This is a genomic window from Streptomyces sp. NPDC088817, assembly GCF_044750345.1.
In the GTDB taxonomy this organism is placed as follows: domain Bacteria; phylum Actinomycetota; class Actinomycetes; order Streptomycetales; family Streptomycetaceae; genus Streptomyces.
Map to the genome: position 1 here is coordinate 20,479 of NZ_JBIVJN010000010.1, position 15,735 is coordinate 36,213.

The following is a 15,735-nucleotide window of genomic DNA, read 5'->3' on the forward strand; positions in this document are numbered from 1 at the left end:
CCCGGCCAACGGAAACGGACCCCCGTGTGGTGGGTGGCACGCGTGGGGGTCCGTTTCTCATGGTTCTGCCTGTGCGGGCGCGTTGGGGTTGCTCGCGCCCACGCGGCGGAGCCGCATGTCGATACAGCCCCGCGCCCCTTCAGGGCCCCTTCGGGGCCCCTCGGGCGGTCTGGGGCAGCCTTTGTGCTTACTCCACCGTTACCGACTTGGCGAGGTTGCGGGGCTTGTCTATGTCGCGGCCGAGGGTCAGGGCCGTGTGGTAGGCGAGGAGTTGGAGGGGGATGCCCATGAGGATGGGGTCGAGTTCGTCCTCGTTCTTGGGCACGACGATCGTCTGGTCGGCCTTCTCCTGCTCCTGGTGGGCGACGGCGAGGATCCTGCCGCTGCGGGCCTTGATCTCCTCCATGGCCGCGCGGTTCTTCTCCAGCAGGTCGTCGTCCGGCACGATCGCCACCGTCGGCAGGGCGGGCTCGATCAGGGCCAGCGGGCCGTGCTTCAGCTCGGAGGCCGGGTAGGCCTCGGCGTGGATGTAGGAGACCTCCTTCAGCTTCAGGGAGGCCTCACGGGCCACCGGGTAGCCGCGGACCCGGCCGATGAAGAGCATTGAGCGGGCGTCGGCGTAGTCCTGGGCCAGACGCTCGATCTCCTCCTCCTGCTTCATGATCTCGGAGATCTGCGCCGGCAGCTTGCGCAGGCCCTCGATGATCCGCTTGCCGTCGCGCACCGACAGGTCGCGGATGCGGCCCAGGTGCAGGGCGAGCAGCGCGAAGGCGACGCAGGTGTTGGTGAAGCACTTGGTGGACACCACGCAGACCTCGGGTCCGGCGTGGACGTAGATGCCGCCGTCCGCCTCGCGGGCGATGGCGGAACCCACCACGTTGACGACGCCGAGCACCCGCGCGCCCTTGCGCTTGAGCTCCTGCACGGCCGCCAGCACGTCGTACGTCTCACCGGACTGGGAGACCGCGACGTACAGCGTGTCGGGGTCGACCACCGCGTTGCGGTAGCGGAACTCGGAGGCCGGCTCGGCGTCGGCGGGGATGCGGGCCAGCTCCTCGATCATCTGGGCGCCGATCATGCCCGCGTGGTAGGAGGTGCCGCAGCCGAGGATCTTCACCCGGCGCACCGCGCGCGCCTCGCGGGCGTCGAGGTTGATGCCGCCGAGGTGCACGGTGGCGAACCGGTCGTCGATCCGGCCGCGCAGCACCCGGTCCACGGCCTCGGCCTGCTCGTGGATCTCCTTGTGCATGTAGGTGTCGTGGCCCCCCATGTCGTAGGAGGCCGCCTCCCACTCCACGGTGGTCGGCTCGGCGGTGGTGCGGGTGCCCTCGGTGGTGTACGTGCGGAAGTCGTCGGCCTTGAGGGTGGCCATCTCGCCGTCGTCGAGGGTGACGATCTGCCGGGTGTGGGTGACCAGCGCGGCGATGTCGGAGGCGACGAACATCTCCTTCTCGCCGACGCCGAGCACGACCGGCGAGCCGTTGCGGGCCACCACGATGCGGTCGGGGAAGTCGGCGTGCAGGACGGCGATGCCGTAGGTTCCCTCGACCATGCGGACGGCGGCGCGGACCTTCTCCTCCAGCGTCTCCGCCTCGGAGCGGGCGATGAGGTGGGTCAGCACCTCGGTGTCGGTCTCGGAGAGGAACTCCACGCCGTCCGCCTGAAGCTTGCGGCGCAGGTCGGAGGCGTTGTCGATGATGCCGTTGTGCACGACGGCGACCTTGTTGTCGGCCGACATGTGCGGGTGGGCGTTCTCGTCGGAGGGGGCGCCGTGGGTGGCCCAGCGGGTGTGGGCGATGCCCGTGGTGCCCTTGAAGCGCGCCGGGACCTTGGCCTCCAGGTCGCGGACCCGGCCCTTGGCCTTGACCATCTTCAGACCGGCCGTCTTCGGTGAGGTGACGGCGATGCCCGCGGAGTCGTAGCCGCGGTACTCCAGGCGCTGAAGGCCTTCCAGGAGCAGGGGGGCGACGTCACGCTTGCCGATGTATCCGACGATTCCGCACATGTACAGGTATCCCTCAGCCGTAGACGATCCGGCGCAGCTGCCGGAGGGAGAGTTCCGGCGGTGCCACCGCGCGGTACTGCAGGTCCGCCGCGATCCGTTCGAAGATCTCCGCGTTCACCAGGCCCTGGGCCTGGAGCTCGCGGTGGCGGCGACGGACGAACTGTTCGGTCGTCTCGTCGAAGTAGGCGAGCACGTCCTGGACCACCCGGAGTGCCTCGCCCCGGTTCAGCGGCGTGGACCGCGTCAGATGATCAACAAGTTCGTCGTGCACCCGGTGGATTCTGGAGTAAGGGGCGGGCTTTCGCAAGAAACCTGCCCGATTTCGGGCAGGGGAGTGTCGGTGGGGTCGTGCGGTGCGGCGCGCGGCGATGCCGGGCGAGCGTGAGGGCGCGGGTCCCGGGCGCCGCCGTCCGGGGACCCGCCCGTCGTCGCTCTGGATGATTTCCGTCATGGGCGGATTGTTTCGCCGCATCTGCGGGAGAGTGGTCCATACCGTCGGGGCTCCGTGGAGTCCCCGAGCCGAACGAAGGGAGCGCATGTGAGACGGCACCACAGCACGACTCCCCGCGGAATCCGGATGCCCAGGACCAGCCGGGCCCTGGGTGCGCTGCTGCTCGTGGCCGCGGCCGGCGTCTTCGCCGTGGGCGCCGCGCCCGCCGGTGGGGCCGCGTCCGCTACGGCCGCGACGCCGCTGGGACAGGTGGTCCCGGCCCCGGCCTCCGTCCAGGCGGGCGGAAACCCGTACCGCGTCACGGCGGGCACCCGCATCCGCGTCGACGGCTCCCGCGAGGTACGCCGGGTGGGCGAGTACCTCGCGGACGTCCTGCGGCCCTCCACCGGCTACCGCCTGCCGCTGACCACCCGGGGCCAGGGCGGCATCCGCCTGCGGCTGGCCAAGGGGTCGTACGGCGCCGAGGGCTACCGGCTGGACAGCGCGGCGAGCGGGGTGACGATCACCGCGGGGGAGCCGGCCGGCCTGTTCCACGGAGTGCAGACCCTGCGGCAGCTGCTGCCCGCCGCCGTCGAGAAGAAGTCCGTGCAGCCGGGCCCGTGGCTGGTCGCCGGCGGCACCATCAAGGACAGCCCGCGCTACGCCTACCGGGGCGCCATGCTCGACGTCTCCCGGCACTTCTTCACCGTCGCCCAGGTCGAGCACTACATCGACGAACTCGCCCTCTACAAGATCAACGAGCTGCATCTGCATCTGAGCGACGACCAGGGTTGGCGCATCGCCGTCGACTCCTGGCCGCGCCTGGCCGCCCACGGCGGCTCGACGCAGGTCGGCGGCGGCGCGGGCGGCCACTACACCAAGGCCGACTACCGGGAGATCGTCCGCTACGCGGCCTCCCGCCATCTGGAGGTCGTCCCCGAGATCGACATGCCCGGCCACACCAACGCGGCCCTCTCCTCCTACGCGGAGCTGAACTGCGACGGCGCGGCGCCCCCTCTGTACACGGGCACCGAGGTCGGGTTCAGCTCGCTGTGCGTGTCCCAGCAGATCACCTACGACTTCGTGGACGACGTGGTCCGCGAGCTCGCCGCCCTCACCCCCGGCCGCTACCTGCACATCGGCGGTGACGAGGCGCACTCCACCAGCCACGACGACTACGTGAAGTTCATGGACCGCGTGCAGCCCGTCGTCGCCAAGTACGGCAAGAAGGTGATCGGCTGGCACCAGCTGACCGGCGCCACCCCGGCCAAGGGCGCGCTCGCCCAGTACTGGGGCCTGGACTCCACCAGCGCGGCGGAGAAGGCCCAGGTCGCCCGGGCCGCGCAGAACGGCACCGGGCTGATCCTGTCCCCGGCCGACCGGGTGTACCTGGACATGAAGTACACCAAGGACACCCCGCTCGGACTGGCCTGGGCCGGCTACGTCGAGGTGCGGCGGTCCTACGACTGGGATCCGGGCAGCTACGTGCCGGGCGCGCCCGCCTCCGCGGTCCGCGGTGTCGAGGCGCCGCTGTGGTCGGAGACCCTGTCCACCTCCGCCGACATCGACGCCATGGCCTTCCCCCGGCTGCCCGGCGTCGCCGAACTCGGCTGGTCGCCCGCGGCCACGCACGACTGGGACGCCTACAGCACCCGTCTGGCGGCCCAGGCGCCGCGCTGGGACGCGCTCGGGATCGGCTACTACCGCTCCCCGCAGGTGCCCTGGCCCGCGCGGTAGGGACAGCGGCGGGAACAGCGCCGGGAACACGGGCGACGGGCACCCCGGAGGACCGTACTCCGGGGTGCCCGTCCGTCCGGGACGGGGCTCAGCGCCCCGCGAGGGGGTTGCGCAGGGTTCCGACGAGCTGGAGCGCCCCTGAGGGGTCCGCGAGGTCCACCATCTGGCGGTTGTCGCGCAGTTGCAGCCGGTTGAGGCAGGACAGCGCGAACTCGGGGGTGAACAGGTCGTACCGCGTGAACTTCCAGGCGAGTTCGGGCACCGACTCCTGGTACTCGCGGACCGTCTCGGCGACCGCCTGCCAGAAGTCGTCCTCCTCCAGGACCCCCTCGGCGGCGAGCGTCGCGGCCAGGAAGCGGAAGAAGCAGTCGAAGACGTCCGTGAACAGGGACAGCAGCTTCTGCTCGTCCGGGACCTCCACCCGGATCCGCCGCACCTCGGGCGGCAGCGCGGCGTCCGGGTCGAGGACCGCGATCTCCTCGGCGATGTCCTTGAAGACCGCCCGCCGCACCTCGCCGTCCTCCAGCACCAGGATCACGTTCTCGCCGTGCGGCATGAACACCAGGTCGTAGGCGTAGAAGCTGTGCAGGAGCGGGGTGAGGTAGGCGCGCAGACAGCCGCGCAGCCACTGCCTCGGGGACAGCCCGGAGCGTTCGATCAGGGCAGCCGCGAAGGACGCGCCCTCGTGGTCGACGTGCAGCAGCGAGGCCATGGTGGCCAGGGACTCGCCGTCCCGCAGCGAGGGCACCGGGCTCTCGCGCCAGAGCGCGGCCAGCATCTTCCGGTACGGCGAGTAGCGGTCCGTCGCCTCCTCGTACTCCAGGTGCCGGTAGCCGACGGCCGCCCGCTCGCGGATGATCGTCAGACCGGTCGACTTCAGCACCGGATCGTCGGCGATGAGCTGGGCCAGCCAGTCGTTGATGGCCGGGGTGGCCTCCATGTAGGCGGCCGACAGTCCGCGCATGAAGCCCATGTTGAGTACGGACAGCGCGGTCTTGACGTAGTGCCGGTGCGGGTTCGTGCGGTTGAAGAAGGTCCGGATGGACTGCTGCGCCAGGTACTCGTCGTCGCCCTCGCCCAGGCAGACCAGATGGCGGCGGGCGATCTCGGCGGCGAAGGTGACGGTGAGCTTGTTCCACCACTGCCAGGGGTGGACGGGTATGAGCAGGTAGTCGGCGGGGTCGAGGCCCTGGCCGGTGAGCCGGGCGTGGAAGCGCTCGACGGTCTCCGCGCCCAGTTCCCCGCGCAGGAAGGCCTCGTACTCGATGCCGACGCCCGCCGTGAACGCCGCCCGTGAGCGGTGCGCGGCCAGCCACACCAGCCGGACGGGGCTCGCGGTCTCGGGGGCGTACGACAGGTACTCGCGGACCCCGAAGCCGAGCCGCCCGTTGTTGGCGACGAAGCAGGGGTGGCCCTCGGTCATGCCGCTCTCGATGTCCTGGAACGAGCCCTTCGCCAGCTCGGCGGAGGTGATCTGCGGCTTGGCGAGTTTGTAGCAGGTGCTCGCCAGGGTGGAGGAGATCTCCTCCAGGTAGACCGGCAGGATCTCGTCGCTCAGTCCCAGCGACGCCCTGAACTCGATGAAGAAGTCCAGTGCGGCGAGCGGCAGTTCGGCGCCGTCGCGCCGGCGGGTGATCGAGTCCGGGTCCACCTGCCAGTGGTCGAGGGCGCGGCGGACGGCGGCGAAGCGGTAGCGGGTGAGGCCGTCGTCGCTGTCGACGGCGAAGTGGCCGCCGTCCGGGCGGGGGGCGAGCAGCCGCTCGTGCGTGAACTCGGCGAGCGCCTTGCGTATGAGCAGGCGGTTGGCGGTCTCCCAGTGCTCCGGGGACAGGTGGGACACGGCGTCGGCGAGGGTCATGCGGCCACCCCCGTCGCCGCGGTGAACCGCTCCCGGGTGCAGAAGCTCAGCAGCGCCGTCTTCTCGGGCTTGTCGATCTCGCGCTCCGGCACGAATCCGACGGCCGAGTTCAGTGCCTGCACGGCCGTGTTGCGCACGTCGGGCTCCACCACGACCCGGCGGGTCGCCGGATCCTCGAACAGGTGCCGCATCACGGCGGTGAGCACGGCCCGGGTGAACCCGTGCACGGGCGTGTCGGTCGGCGCGACCAGGAAGTGCATGCCGACGTCACCGGGCTCCGGCTCGTACAGCCCCACCAGCTCGCGGTGGGCCGGGTCGTACCGTTCCATCAGGAAGGCGGGTTCGCCGTCGTGCAGCCCGACGAAGGCGTCGTGGTGGGGGTCGGCGGCGATCTCCATGTAGGCGCGCTCGACGTCCGTGAGCGTCGCGTCCTGCATCATCCAGAACGCCGCCTTCGGGTGGGTGACCCAGCCGTGCAGCAACTCGGCGTCCTTCAGCGGGTCGAGCGGACGGAACGTGAGGGTCATACGGCGAACTCCTGGAAAGCGATGGACTTCTCGACCGGGTAGTGCTCGGTGCCGAGCAGCTCGCGGATGATGCAGCTGTTGCGGTACGGGCCCATGCCCAGGTCGGGGCTGGTGACGCTGTGGGCGTGCACACCGCCGTTCTGGAGGAAGACGCCGCGGCCGGTGACGTCGATGGCGTAGTTGCGGCCGATGTCGTGGTTGCCGTGGGAGTCGTAGCGCAGCCTGTCCCGGATCGGCTTCAGGAACTCCGGTTCGGCGTACCGGTAGCCGGTGGCCAGGACAAGGCCCTCGGAGCGCAGCTCGAAGTCCTTCCCCTGCTCCTCCTGGCGGAAGGTGAGGGTGTAGGAGCCGTCGTGGTGAGTCGCCCCGGTGAGCGCCGAGTTGGTGAGCAGACGGGTGGGGACCGGGCCGGAGAGGTTCTTCTGGTAGAGCAGGTCGAAGATCTCGTCGATCAGGGTGCCGTCGATGCCCTTGAACAGGCCCTTCTGCTGCTCGGTGAGGCGGTAGCGGGTCCGCTCCGGCAGGGCGTGGTAGTAGTCGATGTACTCCGGGGAGGTCATCTCCAGCGTGAGCTTGGTGTACTCCAGCGGGAAGAACCGCGGGGAGCGGGTGACCCAGTTCAGCCGGTAGCCGTGGACGTCGATCTCGCCGAGCAGGTCGTAGTAGATCTCGGCGGCGGACTGGCCGCTGCCCACCAGCGTGATCGACTCCTTGCGCTGGAGCTCCGCCTTGTGCTCCAGATAGCGGGAGTTGTGCAGGAAGTCGCCGGTCAGACCGTGGCAGGCCTCGGGGATATACGCGGGTGTGCCCGTGCCGAGGACCAGGCGGCGGGCGCGGTACGCGGCCCCGGTGTGCGTGCGCACGGTGTACAGCTCGTCGCCCTCGTCGTACGTCACCTCGGTGACCGTCGTGCCGAAGCGGACGCTGCTCAGCCGGGACGCGGCCCACCGGCAGTAGTCGTCGTACTCGACGCGCAGCGGGTAGAAGTTCTCCCGGATGTAGAACGAGTACAGGCGGCCCTTCTCCTTCAGGTAGTTGAGGAAGGAGAACGGGGAGGTCGGGTCGGCCAGGGTGACCAGGTCCGACATGAACGGGGTCTGGAGGTGGGCGCCGTCGAGGAACATGCCCGAGTGCCACTCGAAGTCGGGCTTGGACTCCAGGAAGACGCCGTTCAGTTCGGCGATCGGCTCGGTGAGGCAGGCCAGGCCGAGGTTGAACGGGCCCAGGCCGATGCCCACGAAGTCGTAGGTGGTCCGGGACTGTTCCCGGGCTTCGTGGACCTCGGGGGCTACAGTCGCTTCAGGACGCGCGGTCAAGGGGCTCTCCCAGGTACTGCTCGGCGTGGCCGGCGATCAGATCGAGGACGGCGGTGAGGTCGTCGGTCGTGGTCTCGGGGTTGAGCAGGGTGAACTTCAGGTAGTGGCGACCGGCGACCTTGGTGCCCGCGACCGCCGCGTCGCCGGAGGCGAACAGGGCCTTGCGGGCGTGGAGGTTGGCGCGGTCGATCTCGGCCGGGTCGGTGACGGCCGCCGGGATGTAGCGGAAGACCAGGGTGGACAGCGCCGGTTCGACGACGACGTCGAACCGCGGGTCGGAGGCGAGCAGTTTCCAGCCCGCGGCGGTCAGGTCGCACACCTCGTCGAAGAGCTGCCCGATGCCGTCGGCGCCCATCACGCGCAGGGTCATCCACAGTTTGAGGGCGTCGAAGCGGCGGGTGGTCTGCAGGGACTTGTCGACCTGGTTGGGGATGCGCTCGGTCACCGCCCGGCGCGGGTTGAGGTAGTCCGCGTGATAGGTGGCGTGCCGCAGGACCGAGGCGTCCCGGACCAGCACGGCGGAGGAACTCACTGGCTGGAAGAAGGACTTGTGGTAGTCGACGGTGACCGAGTCGGCGCGTTCGATGCCGTTGAGCAGCTCGCGGCGGGTGGGGGAGACCAGCAGGCCGCAGCCGTAGGCCGCGTCGACGTGCAGCCAGGTGCCGAACCTCTCGCACAGCTCGGCGATCTCGGGCAGCGGGTCGATGGAGCCGAAGTCGGTGGTGCCGGCGGTGGCGACCACGGCCATCGCGACGAGCCCGTCACCGTGGCAGCGCTCCAACTCGTGGGCGAGCGCCAGGGTCTGCATGCGCTTGTCGTGGTCGACCGGGACGACGACCACCGAATCGGCTCCGAGACCGAGCAGCTGCGCGGACTTGCGCACACTGAAGTGGCTCGCCTCCGAGGTGAGGATCCGCAGCTCGGAGAGCGGCGTGCCGCCGGCCTCCTCGCGGGCCAGCAGCAGCGCCTGGAGGTTGGACTGGGTTCCGCCGGAGGTGAACACGCCGTCGGCCTCCGGGCCGAGGCCGATCCGGGCGGCCGTCCAGTCGATGAGCCTGCGCTCGATCAGGGTGCCGCCCGCCGACTGGTCCCAGGTGTCGAGGGAGGAGTTGACGGCGGACAGGACGGCCTCGCCGAGCACCGCCGGGATGACGACGGGGCAGTTGAGGTGGGCGAGGTAGCGGGGGTGGTGGAAGTAGACGGCGTCCTGGAGGTAGACCTCCTCCAGTTCGTCGAGGGCCGCCGTGGTGTCGTTCAGCGGCCGGTCCAGGTCGATCCGCTCGATGCGGGGGGCGAGGGCTTCGGGGGTGACGCCCGTGAACGGCCGTTCGGTGGCGGCCAGTTGGGCGGCCACCCGTTCCACTCCTTCCTTCACGGACCGGCGGTAGTGCTCCGCGGTCAGGTCGTTGAGCAGGTGTGAGCGCATGTGGGGGGTCCTCCGGTGGGGTGGGGACGGTCCGTGGTGGGACGGAAAAGCGGCGCGCGATTACTTAGGTTAGCCTAACCTAAGTTGATCTATGCCGGGTGTTGCCCCGCCGTGACCGGTGTCACTCCTGCGTGCGCAACTGCTCCTCGCTCAGACCGTGCCGCCAGTAGCCCACGAAGGTGACGCGGCGACGGTCGGTCCCGCGCTCGCCGACGAAGTGACGGCGCAGCGCCCGGACGCACCCGGACTCGCCCGCGAGCCAGACGTACGGCCGCTCCCCTGCGGGGAGTCGGGTGCCGCGCAGCGCGTCGAGGGCCGTCGGGGAGCCCGCCGGGCGGCCCCCTTCGCGCACCAGCCAGGTGACCTCGGCGTCGGCGTCGGTCGTCGCGTCCTGGATGTCGCCCGCGTGCCCCACCTCCAGCCAGGCACGCACCCGCGTGCCGGCCGGCAGGGACTCCAGGATCGCGGTCGCGGCGGGCACGGCGGTCTCGTCGCCCCACATCACCACCAGATCGGTGTCCTCGGGCGGGCGGAAGCGGATCGCCCGGTTGTCCGCGACCGCCGGACCGAGCAGCAGGACGCGGTCGCCGGGCGTGGCGCGGGCGGCCCAGCGGGAGGCGGGCCCGGCGGGTGCCGCGGCGCCGGGCTCCAGGCCGTGCAGGGCGAAGTCGATGTCGATCTCGTCGGGTCCGCGGCGCAGCGACCGCAGCGTGTACGAACGCATCACCGCCCGTACGTCGTCGGGGAGTTCGCGCCAGCCCTGCCACCAGCCGTCGCCGAGTTCGAGCGGTACCGCCGGCTCGGCTTGGCCCGGCTGCGGCAGGAACAGGGAGAGGGACTGGTCGCGTCCGTCGGAGTGGAAGGCGTGCAGGTCGGGCCCGGCGAAGGTGACCCGGACGAGAGACGGGCCGAGCCGCCTCGTCCGTACGACCTGGAGGGAGAAGAAACGGAACGGGGCGGCCACGGCCGTCGTCATGTGTGCTCCCGAGTCGGCGTCAGGGGGCTTGTGTGTGGGGGGTGGCGGACCGGGGCGGGCAGGATCAGGCGACCTTCTTCGCCGTCTCGATGGCCTTCGCGAGGTCCTCGAGCAGCGGGGCGCACTTGTCGTAGGACAGGATCGGCTCGGGGTTGCGGGCGATGACCTGCCCCGCCTTGACCGCGGGGAGCTTCTTCCAGGTGCCCTGGGTGATGCCGACGGGCTGGATGGCCGAGGTGCGGTTGTCCATCATGATGATGTCCGCCGCGTACTTGTCGGCGTTTTCCCAGCTCAGGGACTCGAACCAGCCGCCGCCCTCCTTCTTGGCGCTCTCCGGGGGCTCCACGAAGTTCACGCCGAGGGCTTTGAAGTACTCCAGGTCGATGGAGAGGTTGGTGCCGGAGACGTAGAACAGGTCCTGGCTCGCGGAGCCCGCCAGCACCTTGATGTCCGGCTTCGCCCGGGCGGCGGCGCGCAGCCGGGCGGCCGCGTCCTCGAACCGCTTCCTGGCCTGCTTCACCTTGTCGCCGGCGACATCGGCGCCGAGCGACTTGGCCAGCGCGAGCATGCGCTCCAGCGGCTCCGTGAGCTGCCGGTCGTAGACGGAGATCCCGACGGTGGGGGCGCCGACGGCGAGGATCTTCTTCTTCGACTCCTCGGGGACGTACCAGAGGGTGCCCGCGTCGTCGAACATGGTGGAGACGAGCAGGTCGGGGGCGAGGGAGGCGTACTTCTCGATGTTGAACTGGCCCCACTCGTTGCCGAGCACCGTCACCTTGGTGACGTCCATGTCGCCGGCCTGCACATCGGCCTTGCCGCCCTTGGTCGTCGTGGGGCCGAAGACGCCCTCGACCCGGACGCCGTAGTCGTGCAGCGCGGCGGCGACCCCGACGAATGCGACGATGCGCGAGGGGACCTTGTCGGCCTTCACGGTCTGCCCGCGGTCGTCCTTGAAGGACCACGGACCTGACGCGCCCTTGGCCGCCTTGCCGCCCGAGCCGCCGTTTTTCGCGTCACCGTCACCGCAGGCTGCGAGCACGGCACCGAGGCCGAGGGCGCCGCCCGCGGCGAGGATGCCGCGGCGGGAGAGAAGGGTGGCACGGGCGTTGGGCATGGGCGTGACTGCTTTCGAACGGGGCGGAGCGCCCGCCGGACAAAACCGAAGCTAGGTTAGCCTAACCTTAGTCATTGTCCAACGATCGCCCGCCCCGAACGAGCGCGGTGCGGCGCCGACGGGGCCCCGTCCGCTCGGGGCCGAGGGGATCAGCCCGTCAGCCCCAACTCCCGGGCGATCAGCATGCGCTGGACCTCGCTCGTGCCCTCGCCGATCTCCAGGATCTTGGAGTCGCGCCACATGCGGGCCACGGGGTACTCGTTCATGAAGCCGTAGCCGCCGTGGACCTGGGTGGCGTCGCGGGCGTTGTCGACGGCGATCGTCGAGGAGTAGAGCTTGGCCAGGGCGGCCTCCTTCTTGAAGGGCTCACCGGCCACCAGGCGGTAGGCCGCGTCGCGCCAGGCGAGGCGGGACGTGTGGGCCTTCATCTCCATGTCGGCGATCTTGAACTGGATGGCCTGGTTGGAGCCGATGGGCTTGCCGAAGGCGTGGCGCTCCTTGGCGTACTTCACCGACTCGTCCACACAGCCCTGCGCCAGCCCGGTCGCCAGCGCCGCGATGGCGATCCGGCCCTCGTCGAGGATGCGCAGGAACTGCGCGTAGCCGCGGCCCTCCTCGCCCAGCAGGTTCGCCGCCGGCACCCGGACGTCGGCGAAGGACAGCTCACGGGTGTCGGAGGCGTTCCAGCCGACCTTCGAGTAGGCGGGCGCCACCGTGAAGCCGGGCGTGCCGGAGGGCACGATGATCGCGGAGATCTGCGGGCGCCCGTCGGGCTTGCGGCCGGTCACCGCCGTCACCGTCACCAGCCCGGTGATGTCCGTGCCCGAGTTGGTGATGAAGCACTTGGTGCCGTTGATCACCCACTCGTCGGTCTCCGGGTCCAGCCGGGCCGTCGTGCGGGTCGCGCCCGCGTCCGAGCCGCCGTCGGGCTCGGTGAGGCCGAAGGCGCCGAGTATCTCGCCGGAGCACAGCCGGGGCAGCCACTCGCGCTTCTGCTCCTCGGTGCCGAAGAGGTGGATCGGCATGGCGCCGAGCGAGACCCCGGCCTCCAGCGTGATGGCGACCGAGGAGTCCACCCGCGCCAGTTCCTCCAGGGCGATGCCCAGCGCCAGGTAGTCACCGCCCATGCCGCCGTACTCCTCCGGGAACGGCAGCCCGAACAGACCCATACGGCCCATCTCCCGCACGATCTCGTACGGGAACTCGTGCCGCTCGTAGAAGTCGCCGATCTTCGGGGCGACGACGTCGTGGGCGAACTGCTCCACCGTACGGCGGAGTTCCTCCAGCTCGGGGGAGAGGCGGTGGTTCATGGTCGATCACTGCTCCTTGTGGGAGAGGGCACGGAGGGTGCGGGAGGGGCTGGGGCGGCCCAGCCGTTCGGCCATCCACGCGCTGGTGGCGGTGAGGCGGCCGAGGTCGACTCCGGTCTCGATGCCGAGACCCCGGAGCATCCACACGAGGTCCTCGGTGGCGAGGTTGCCGGTGGCGGACTTGGCGTACGGACACCCGCCGAGACCGCCCGCGGAGGCGTCGACGGTGGTGACGCCGTGCTGGAGGGCGGCCAGGGTGTTGGCGAGCGCCTGGCCGTAGGTGTCGTGGAAGTGCACGCCGAGCGCGGAGGTCGGCACGTGCCGCTCGTTGAGCGCGGCCAGCAGTTCCAGGACGTGCCCCGGGGTGGCGACACCGATCGTGTCCCCGAGGCTCAGCTCGTCGCAGCCCATGTCCAGGAGCGCCCTGCACACGTGGACGACCTGGTGGATCGGGACGGCACCCTCCCAGGGATCGCCGAAGCACATGGAGACATAGCCGCGGACATGGGCGCCCTCCCCCTTCGCGCGGGCCACGACGGGCTCGAAGACCGCGAGCGACTCCTCCACCGTGCGGTTGAGGTTGGCCCTGGCGAAGGACTCGGTGGCGCTGGCGAAGACGGCGATGCGGTCCGCCCCCAGCGCGAGCGCGCGCTCCAGTCCGCGCGCATTGGGCACGAGGACCGGGAGGTGCACCCCCTTCAGATCCTTGACCTGCGGGAACAGCGCCTCCGCGTCCGCCAGTTGGGGAACCCACTTCGGGTGGACGAAGCTGGTGGCCTCCACCGTCGTCAGGCCGGCGTCGGCGAGGCGGCGGATGAACTCCGCCTTGACCTCGGTCGGTACGGTCGCCTTCTCGTTCTGCAGTCCGTCGCGCGGCCCGACCTCGTGGATCCTGACCCGCGCGGGCAGGTCGGGCGCCGTGACCACCATCGGGAGGCCGGTGTCCGAGGTGCTCGTGCCGTCCGGGGCGGTCATTCCGTCTCCTCCTCCACGGGGGCGATGACCGCCAGGACCTGGTCCATGGCGACCGTCGTGCCCGGTGCCACGTCCAGTTCGGTGACGGTGCCGGCGTGCGGCGCGGAGATGACGTGCTCCATCTTCATCGCCTCGACCACCAGCAGGCTCTGGCCCGCCACCACCTCGTCGCCGACCGCGACCTTCACGACCGTGACCGTGCCCGGCATGGGGGCGGTGAGCGAGTCGGCGCCGGAGTGGCCCGCGCGGCTGAGCGAGGCCGCCACCGGGTCGTGGTCGCGCACGTGCCAGACGTCGCCGTCGCGGCCGAGCCAGGTGCCGTCCGGCGTGGCATCGAAGGTGTGCACGACGCCGTCGAGCCGGCAGCTGAACCGGTCGTCGGTGCCGGCGCGCGGGGGCAGCCCCCCGGACGCCCGGCGAGGCGTGCCGGACCCTTCCGTCAGTACCTCTGCCCCGCCGTCGGGCGTGCGGCGCACACGCACGGCGACCGGCTCGTGCCCCGGCACGCGCAGATGGTGGACCGTCCAGGCCGGCTCGCCGCCCAGCCGCCAGCCGTCCGCGGCGGAGAACGGGTCCACCCAGCCGGTCGCGCCGGCCGGGCCGAGCGCCGACTGGCGCAGCAGTGCCGCGGCCTCGTACACCTCCGCCGGCACCTCCGTCGGAACCAGCTCGTCGACCACCCGCTCGACCAGGCCCGTGTCCAGCTCGCCCGCCACGACGGCCGGGTGGGCCAGCAGCCGGCGCAGGAACCCGGCGTTGGTCTGCACGCCCAGCGTGACCGTCCCGGCGAGGGCCGCCCGCAGCTTCCTGAGCGCGGTGGCGCGGTCCGGGCCGTAGGCGATCACCTTGGACAGCATCGGGTCGTACAGGCTGCCGACCTCCGTGCCCTCGCTGAGCCCGGAGTCGGTGCGCACACCTCCCCCAGGCTCTCCGAGCAGGGGGGACCCCCACCCCTGCGGCTCGCGCAGGGCGAGCACCGTGCCGCCCGAGGGCAGGAACCCGCGTGCCGGGTCCTCCGCGCACAGACGGGCCTCGATCGCGTGACCGGTCAGCCGGACGTCCTCCTGGGCGAATGCCAGCGGCTCGCCCGCCGCCACCCGCAGCTGCCACTCCACCAGGTCGAGCCCCGTGATCAGCTCGGTGACCGGGTGCTCCACCTGGAGGCGGGTGTTCATCTCCATGAAGAAGTACGCCGCCGGGTCGCCGCCGGGGACGATGAACTCCACCGTGCCCGCGCCCCGGTACCCGCAGGAGCGGGCCGCCTGGACCGCGGCCTCGCCCATCGCGGCCCGGGTCTCCTCGTCGAGGAGCACGCTCGGCGCCTCCTCGACGATCTTCTGGTGGCGGCGCTGGAGGGAGCACTCGCGCTCGCCGAGGTGCACCACGTTGCCGTGCCCGTCGGCCAGGACCTGGATCTCGATGTGCCGGGGGCGGTCGACCCAGCGCTCGACCAGCAGGGTGTCGTCGCCGAAGGAGGCGCGGGCCTCACGGCGGGCGGCGGCGATCTCCTCGTCGATCAGGCCGGCGTCCCGCACCAGCCGCATGCCCTTGCCGCCGCCGCCGGCGGACGGCTTCAGCAGCACCGGCATGCCGATCTCGCGGGCCGCGTCGGCGAGTTGAGCGTCGGTGAGCCCGGAGCCGCTGGAGCCGGGGACCACCGGCACCCCGGCGGCCTTCACGGTCTCCTTGGCGCGGATCTTGTCGCCCATGAGGGAGATCGCGTCCGCCGGAGGGCCGATGAAGACCAGCCCGGCCTCCTCGCAGGCGCGCGCGAACCCGGCGTTCTCCGCCAGGAAGCCGTACCCGGGGTGGACGGCCTGCGCGCCGGTGCGGGCGGCGGCCTCCAGGATCCGCTCGACGGACAGATAGCTCTCGGCCGCGGGCGCCGGTCCGATCCGGACCGCGGTGTCGGCCTCCCGGACGTGCCGGGCATCGGCGTCGGCGTCGGAGAAGACGGCCACCGAGCGCACGCCGAGCGCGCGCAGCGTACGGATGACCCGGACGGCGATCTCGCCCCGATTGGCCACCAGAACCGTTTCGAACATCGTCACGAGGTCCCCC

General features: G+C 71.1%; 12 protein-coding genes. 1 reads left to right on the forward strand and 11 read right to left on the reverse strand.

Annotation, left to right across the window (positions count from 1 at the left end; translation table 11 throughout):
* Positions 1–187 precede the first annotated feature (187 nt).
* Together glmS and ACIP4X_RS19810 are read right to left on the reverse strand one after the other, a co-directional pair.
* Positions 188–2,005: a glutamine--fructose-6-phosphate transaminase (isomerizing) gene (gene glmS, locus ACIP4X_RS19805; RefSeq protein ID WP_391458079.1), complete on the reverse strand. Its 1,818-nt coding sequence runs from the start codon at positions 2,003–2,005 to the stop codon at positions 188–190.
* Positions 2,006–2,018: 13 nt separating this feature from the next.
* The gene (locus ACIP4X_RS19810; protein ID WP_358728385.1) at positions 2,019–2,276 is read right to left on the reverse strand and encodes a hypothetical protein; all 258 of its coding nucleotides are present in this window, start codon (positions 2,274–2,276) and stop codon (positions 2,019–2,021) included.
* A gap of 306 nt (positions 2,277–2,582) precedes the next feature.
* Between ACIP4X_RS19810 and ACIP4X_RS19815 the strand changes: the two genes are divergently transcribed.
* Positions 2,583–4,172, forward strand: a complete 1,590-nt coding sequence (locus tag ACIP4X_RS19815; RefSeq protein WP_358728387.1) for a beta-N-acetylhexosaminidase — start codon at positions 2,583–2,585, stop codon at positions 4,170–4,172.
* A gap of 88 nt (positions 4,173–4,260) precedes the next feature.
* Here ACIP4X_RS19815 and ACIP4X_RS19820 read toward each other — a convergent pair whose 3' ends face one another.
* The 9 genes from ACIP4X_RS19820 to ACIP4X_RS19860 form a co-directional block, all read right to left on the reverse strand.
* Positions 4,261–6,030: an IucA/IucC family protein gene (locus ACIP4X_RS19820; protein ID WP_391458083.1), complete on the reverse strand. Its 1,770-nt coding sequence runs from the start codon at positions 6,028–6,030 to the stop codon at positions 4,261–4,263.
* The gene (locus ACIP4X_RS19825; RefSeq protein WP_358728391.1) at positions 6,027–6,557 is read right to left on the reverse strand and encodes a GNAT family N-acetyltransferase; all 531 of its coding nucleotides are present in this window, start codon (positions 6,555–6,557) and stop codon (positions 6,027–6,029) included. The genes ACIP4X_RS19820 and ACIP4X_RS19825 overlap by 4 nt, the downstream gene beginning before the upstream one ends.
* Positions 6,554–7,795, reverse strand: a complete 1,242-nt coding sequence (locus ACIP4X_RS19830; RefSeq protein WP_358728675.1) for a SidA/IucD/PvdA family monooxygenase — start codon at positions 7,793–7,795, stop codon at positions 6,554–6,556. The genes ACIP4X_RS19825 and ACIP4X_RS19830 overlap by 4 nt, the downstream gene beginning before the upstream one ends.
* Before the next feature lie 61 nt (positions 7,796–7,856).
* A complete protein-coding gene (locus ACIP4X_RS19835; RefSeq protein ID WP_391458086.1) occupies positions 7,857–9,299 on the reverse strand; it encodes an aminotransferase class V-fold PLP-dependent enzyme in 1,443 nt (480 codons plus the stop codon).
* A 121-nt stretch (positions 9,300–9,420) separates the two neighbouring features.
* Positions 9,421–10,275: a siderophore-interacting protein gene (locus ACIP4X_RS19840; protein WP_358728394.1), complete on the reverse strand. Its 855-nt coding sequence runs from the start codon at positions 10,273–10,275 to the stop codon at positions 9,421–9,423.
* A gap of 64 nt (positions 10,276–10,339) precedes the next feature.
* Positions 10,340–11,389, reverse strand: coding sequence for an ABC transporter substrate-binding protein (locus ACIP4X_RS19845; protein ID WP_358728396.1), 1,050 nt, complete (start codon positions 11,387–11,389; stop codon positions 10,340–10,342).
* 149 nt (positions 11,390–11,538) lie between these two features.
* Positions 11,539–12,699: an acyl-CoA dehydrogenase family protein gene (locus ACIP4X_RS19850; protein ID WP_326802540.1), complete on the reverse strand. Its 1,161-nt coding sequence runs from the start codon at positions 12,697–12,699 to the stop codon at positions 11,539–11,541.
* A 6-nt stretch (positions 12,700–12,705) separates the two neighbouring features.
* Entirely contained in the window at positions 12,706–13,674 is a 969-nt protein-coding gene (locus tag ACIP4X_RS19855) for a hydroxymethylglutaryl-CoA lyase (RefSeq protein WP_358728398.1), read from the reverse strand.
* Positions 13,671–15,719, reverse strand: a complete 2,049-nt coding sequence (locus ACIP4X_RS19860; protein WP_391458155.1) for a biotin carboxylase N-terminal domain-containing protein — start codon at positions 15,717–15,719, stop codon at positions 13,671–13,673. Before ACIP4X_RS19860 ends, ACIP4X_RS19855 begins: the two co-directional genes overlap by 4 nt.
* Positions 15,720–15,735 lie beyond the last annotated feature (16 nt).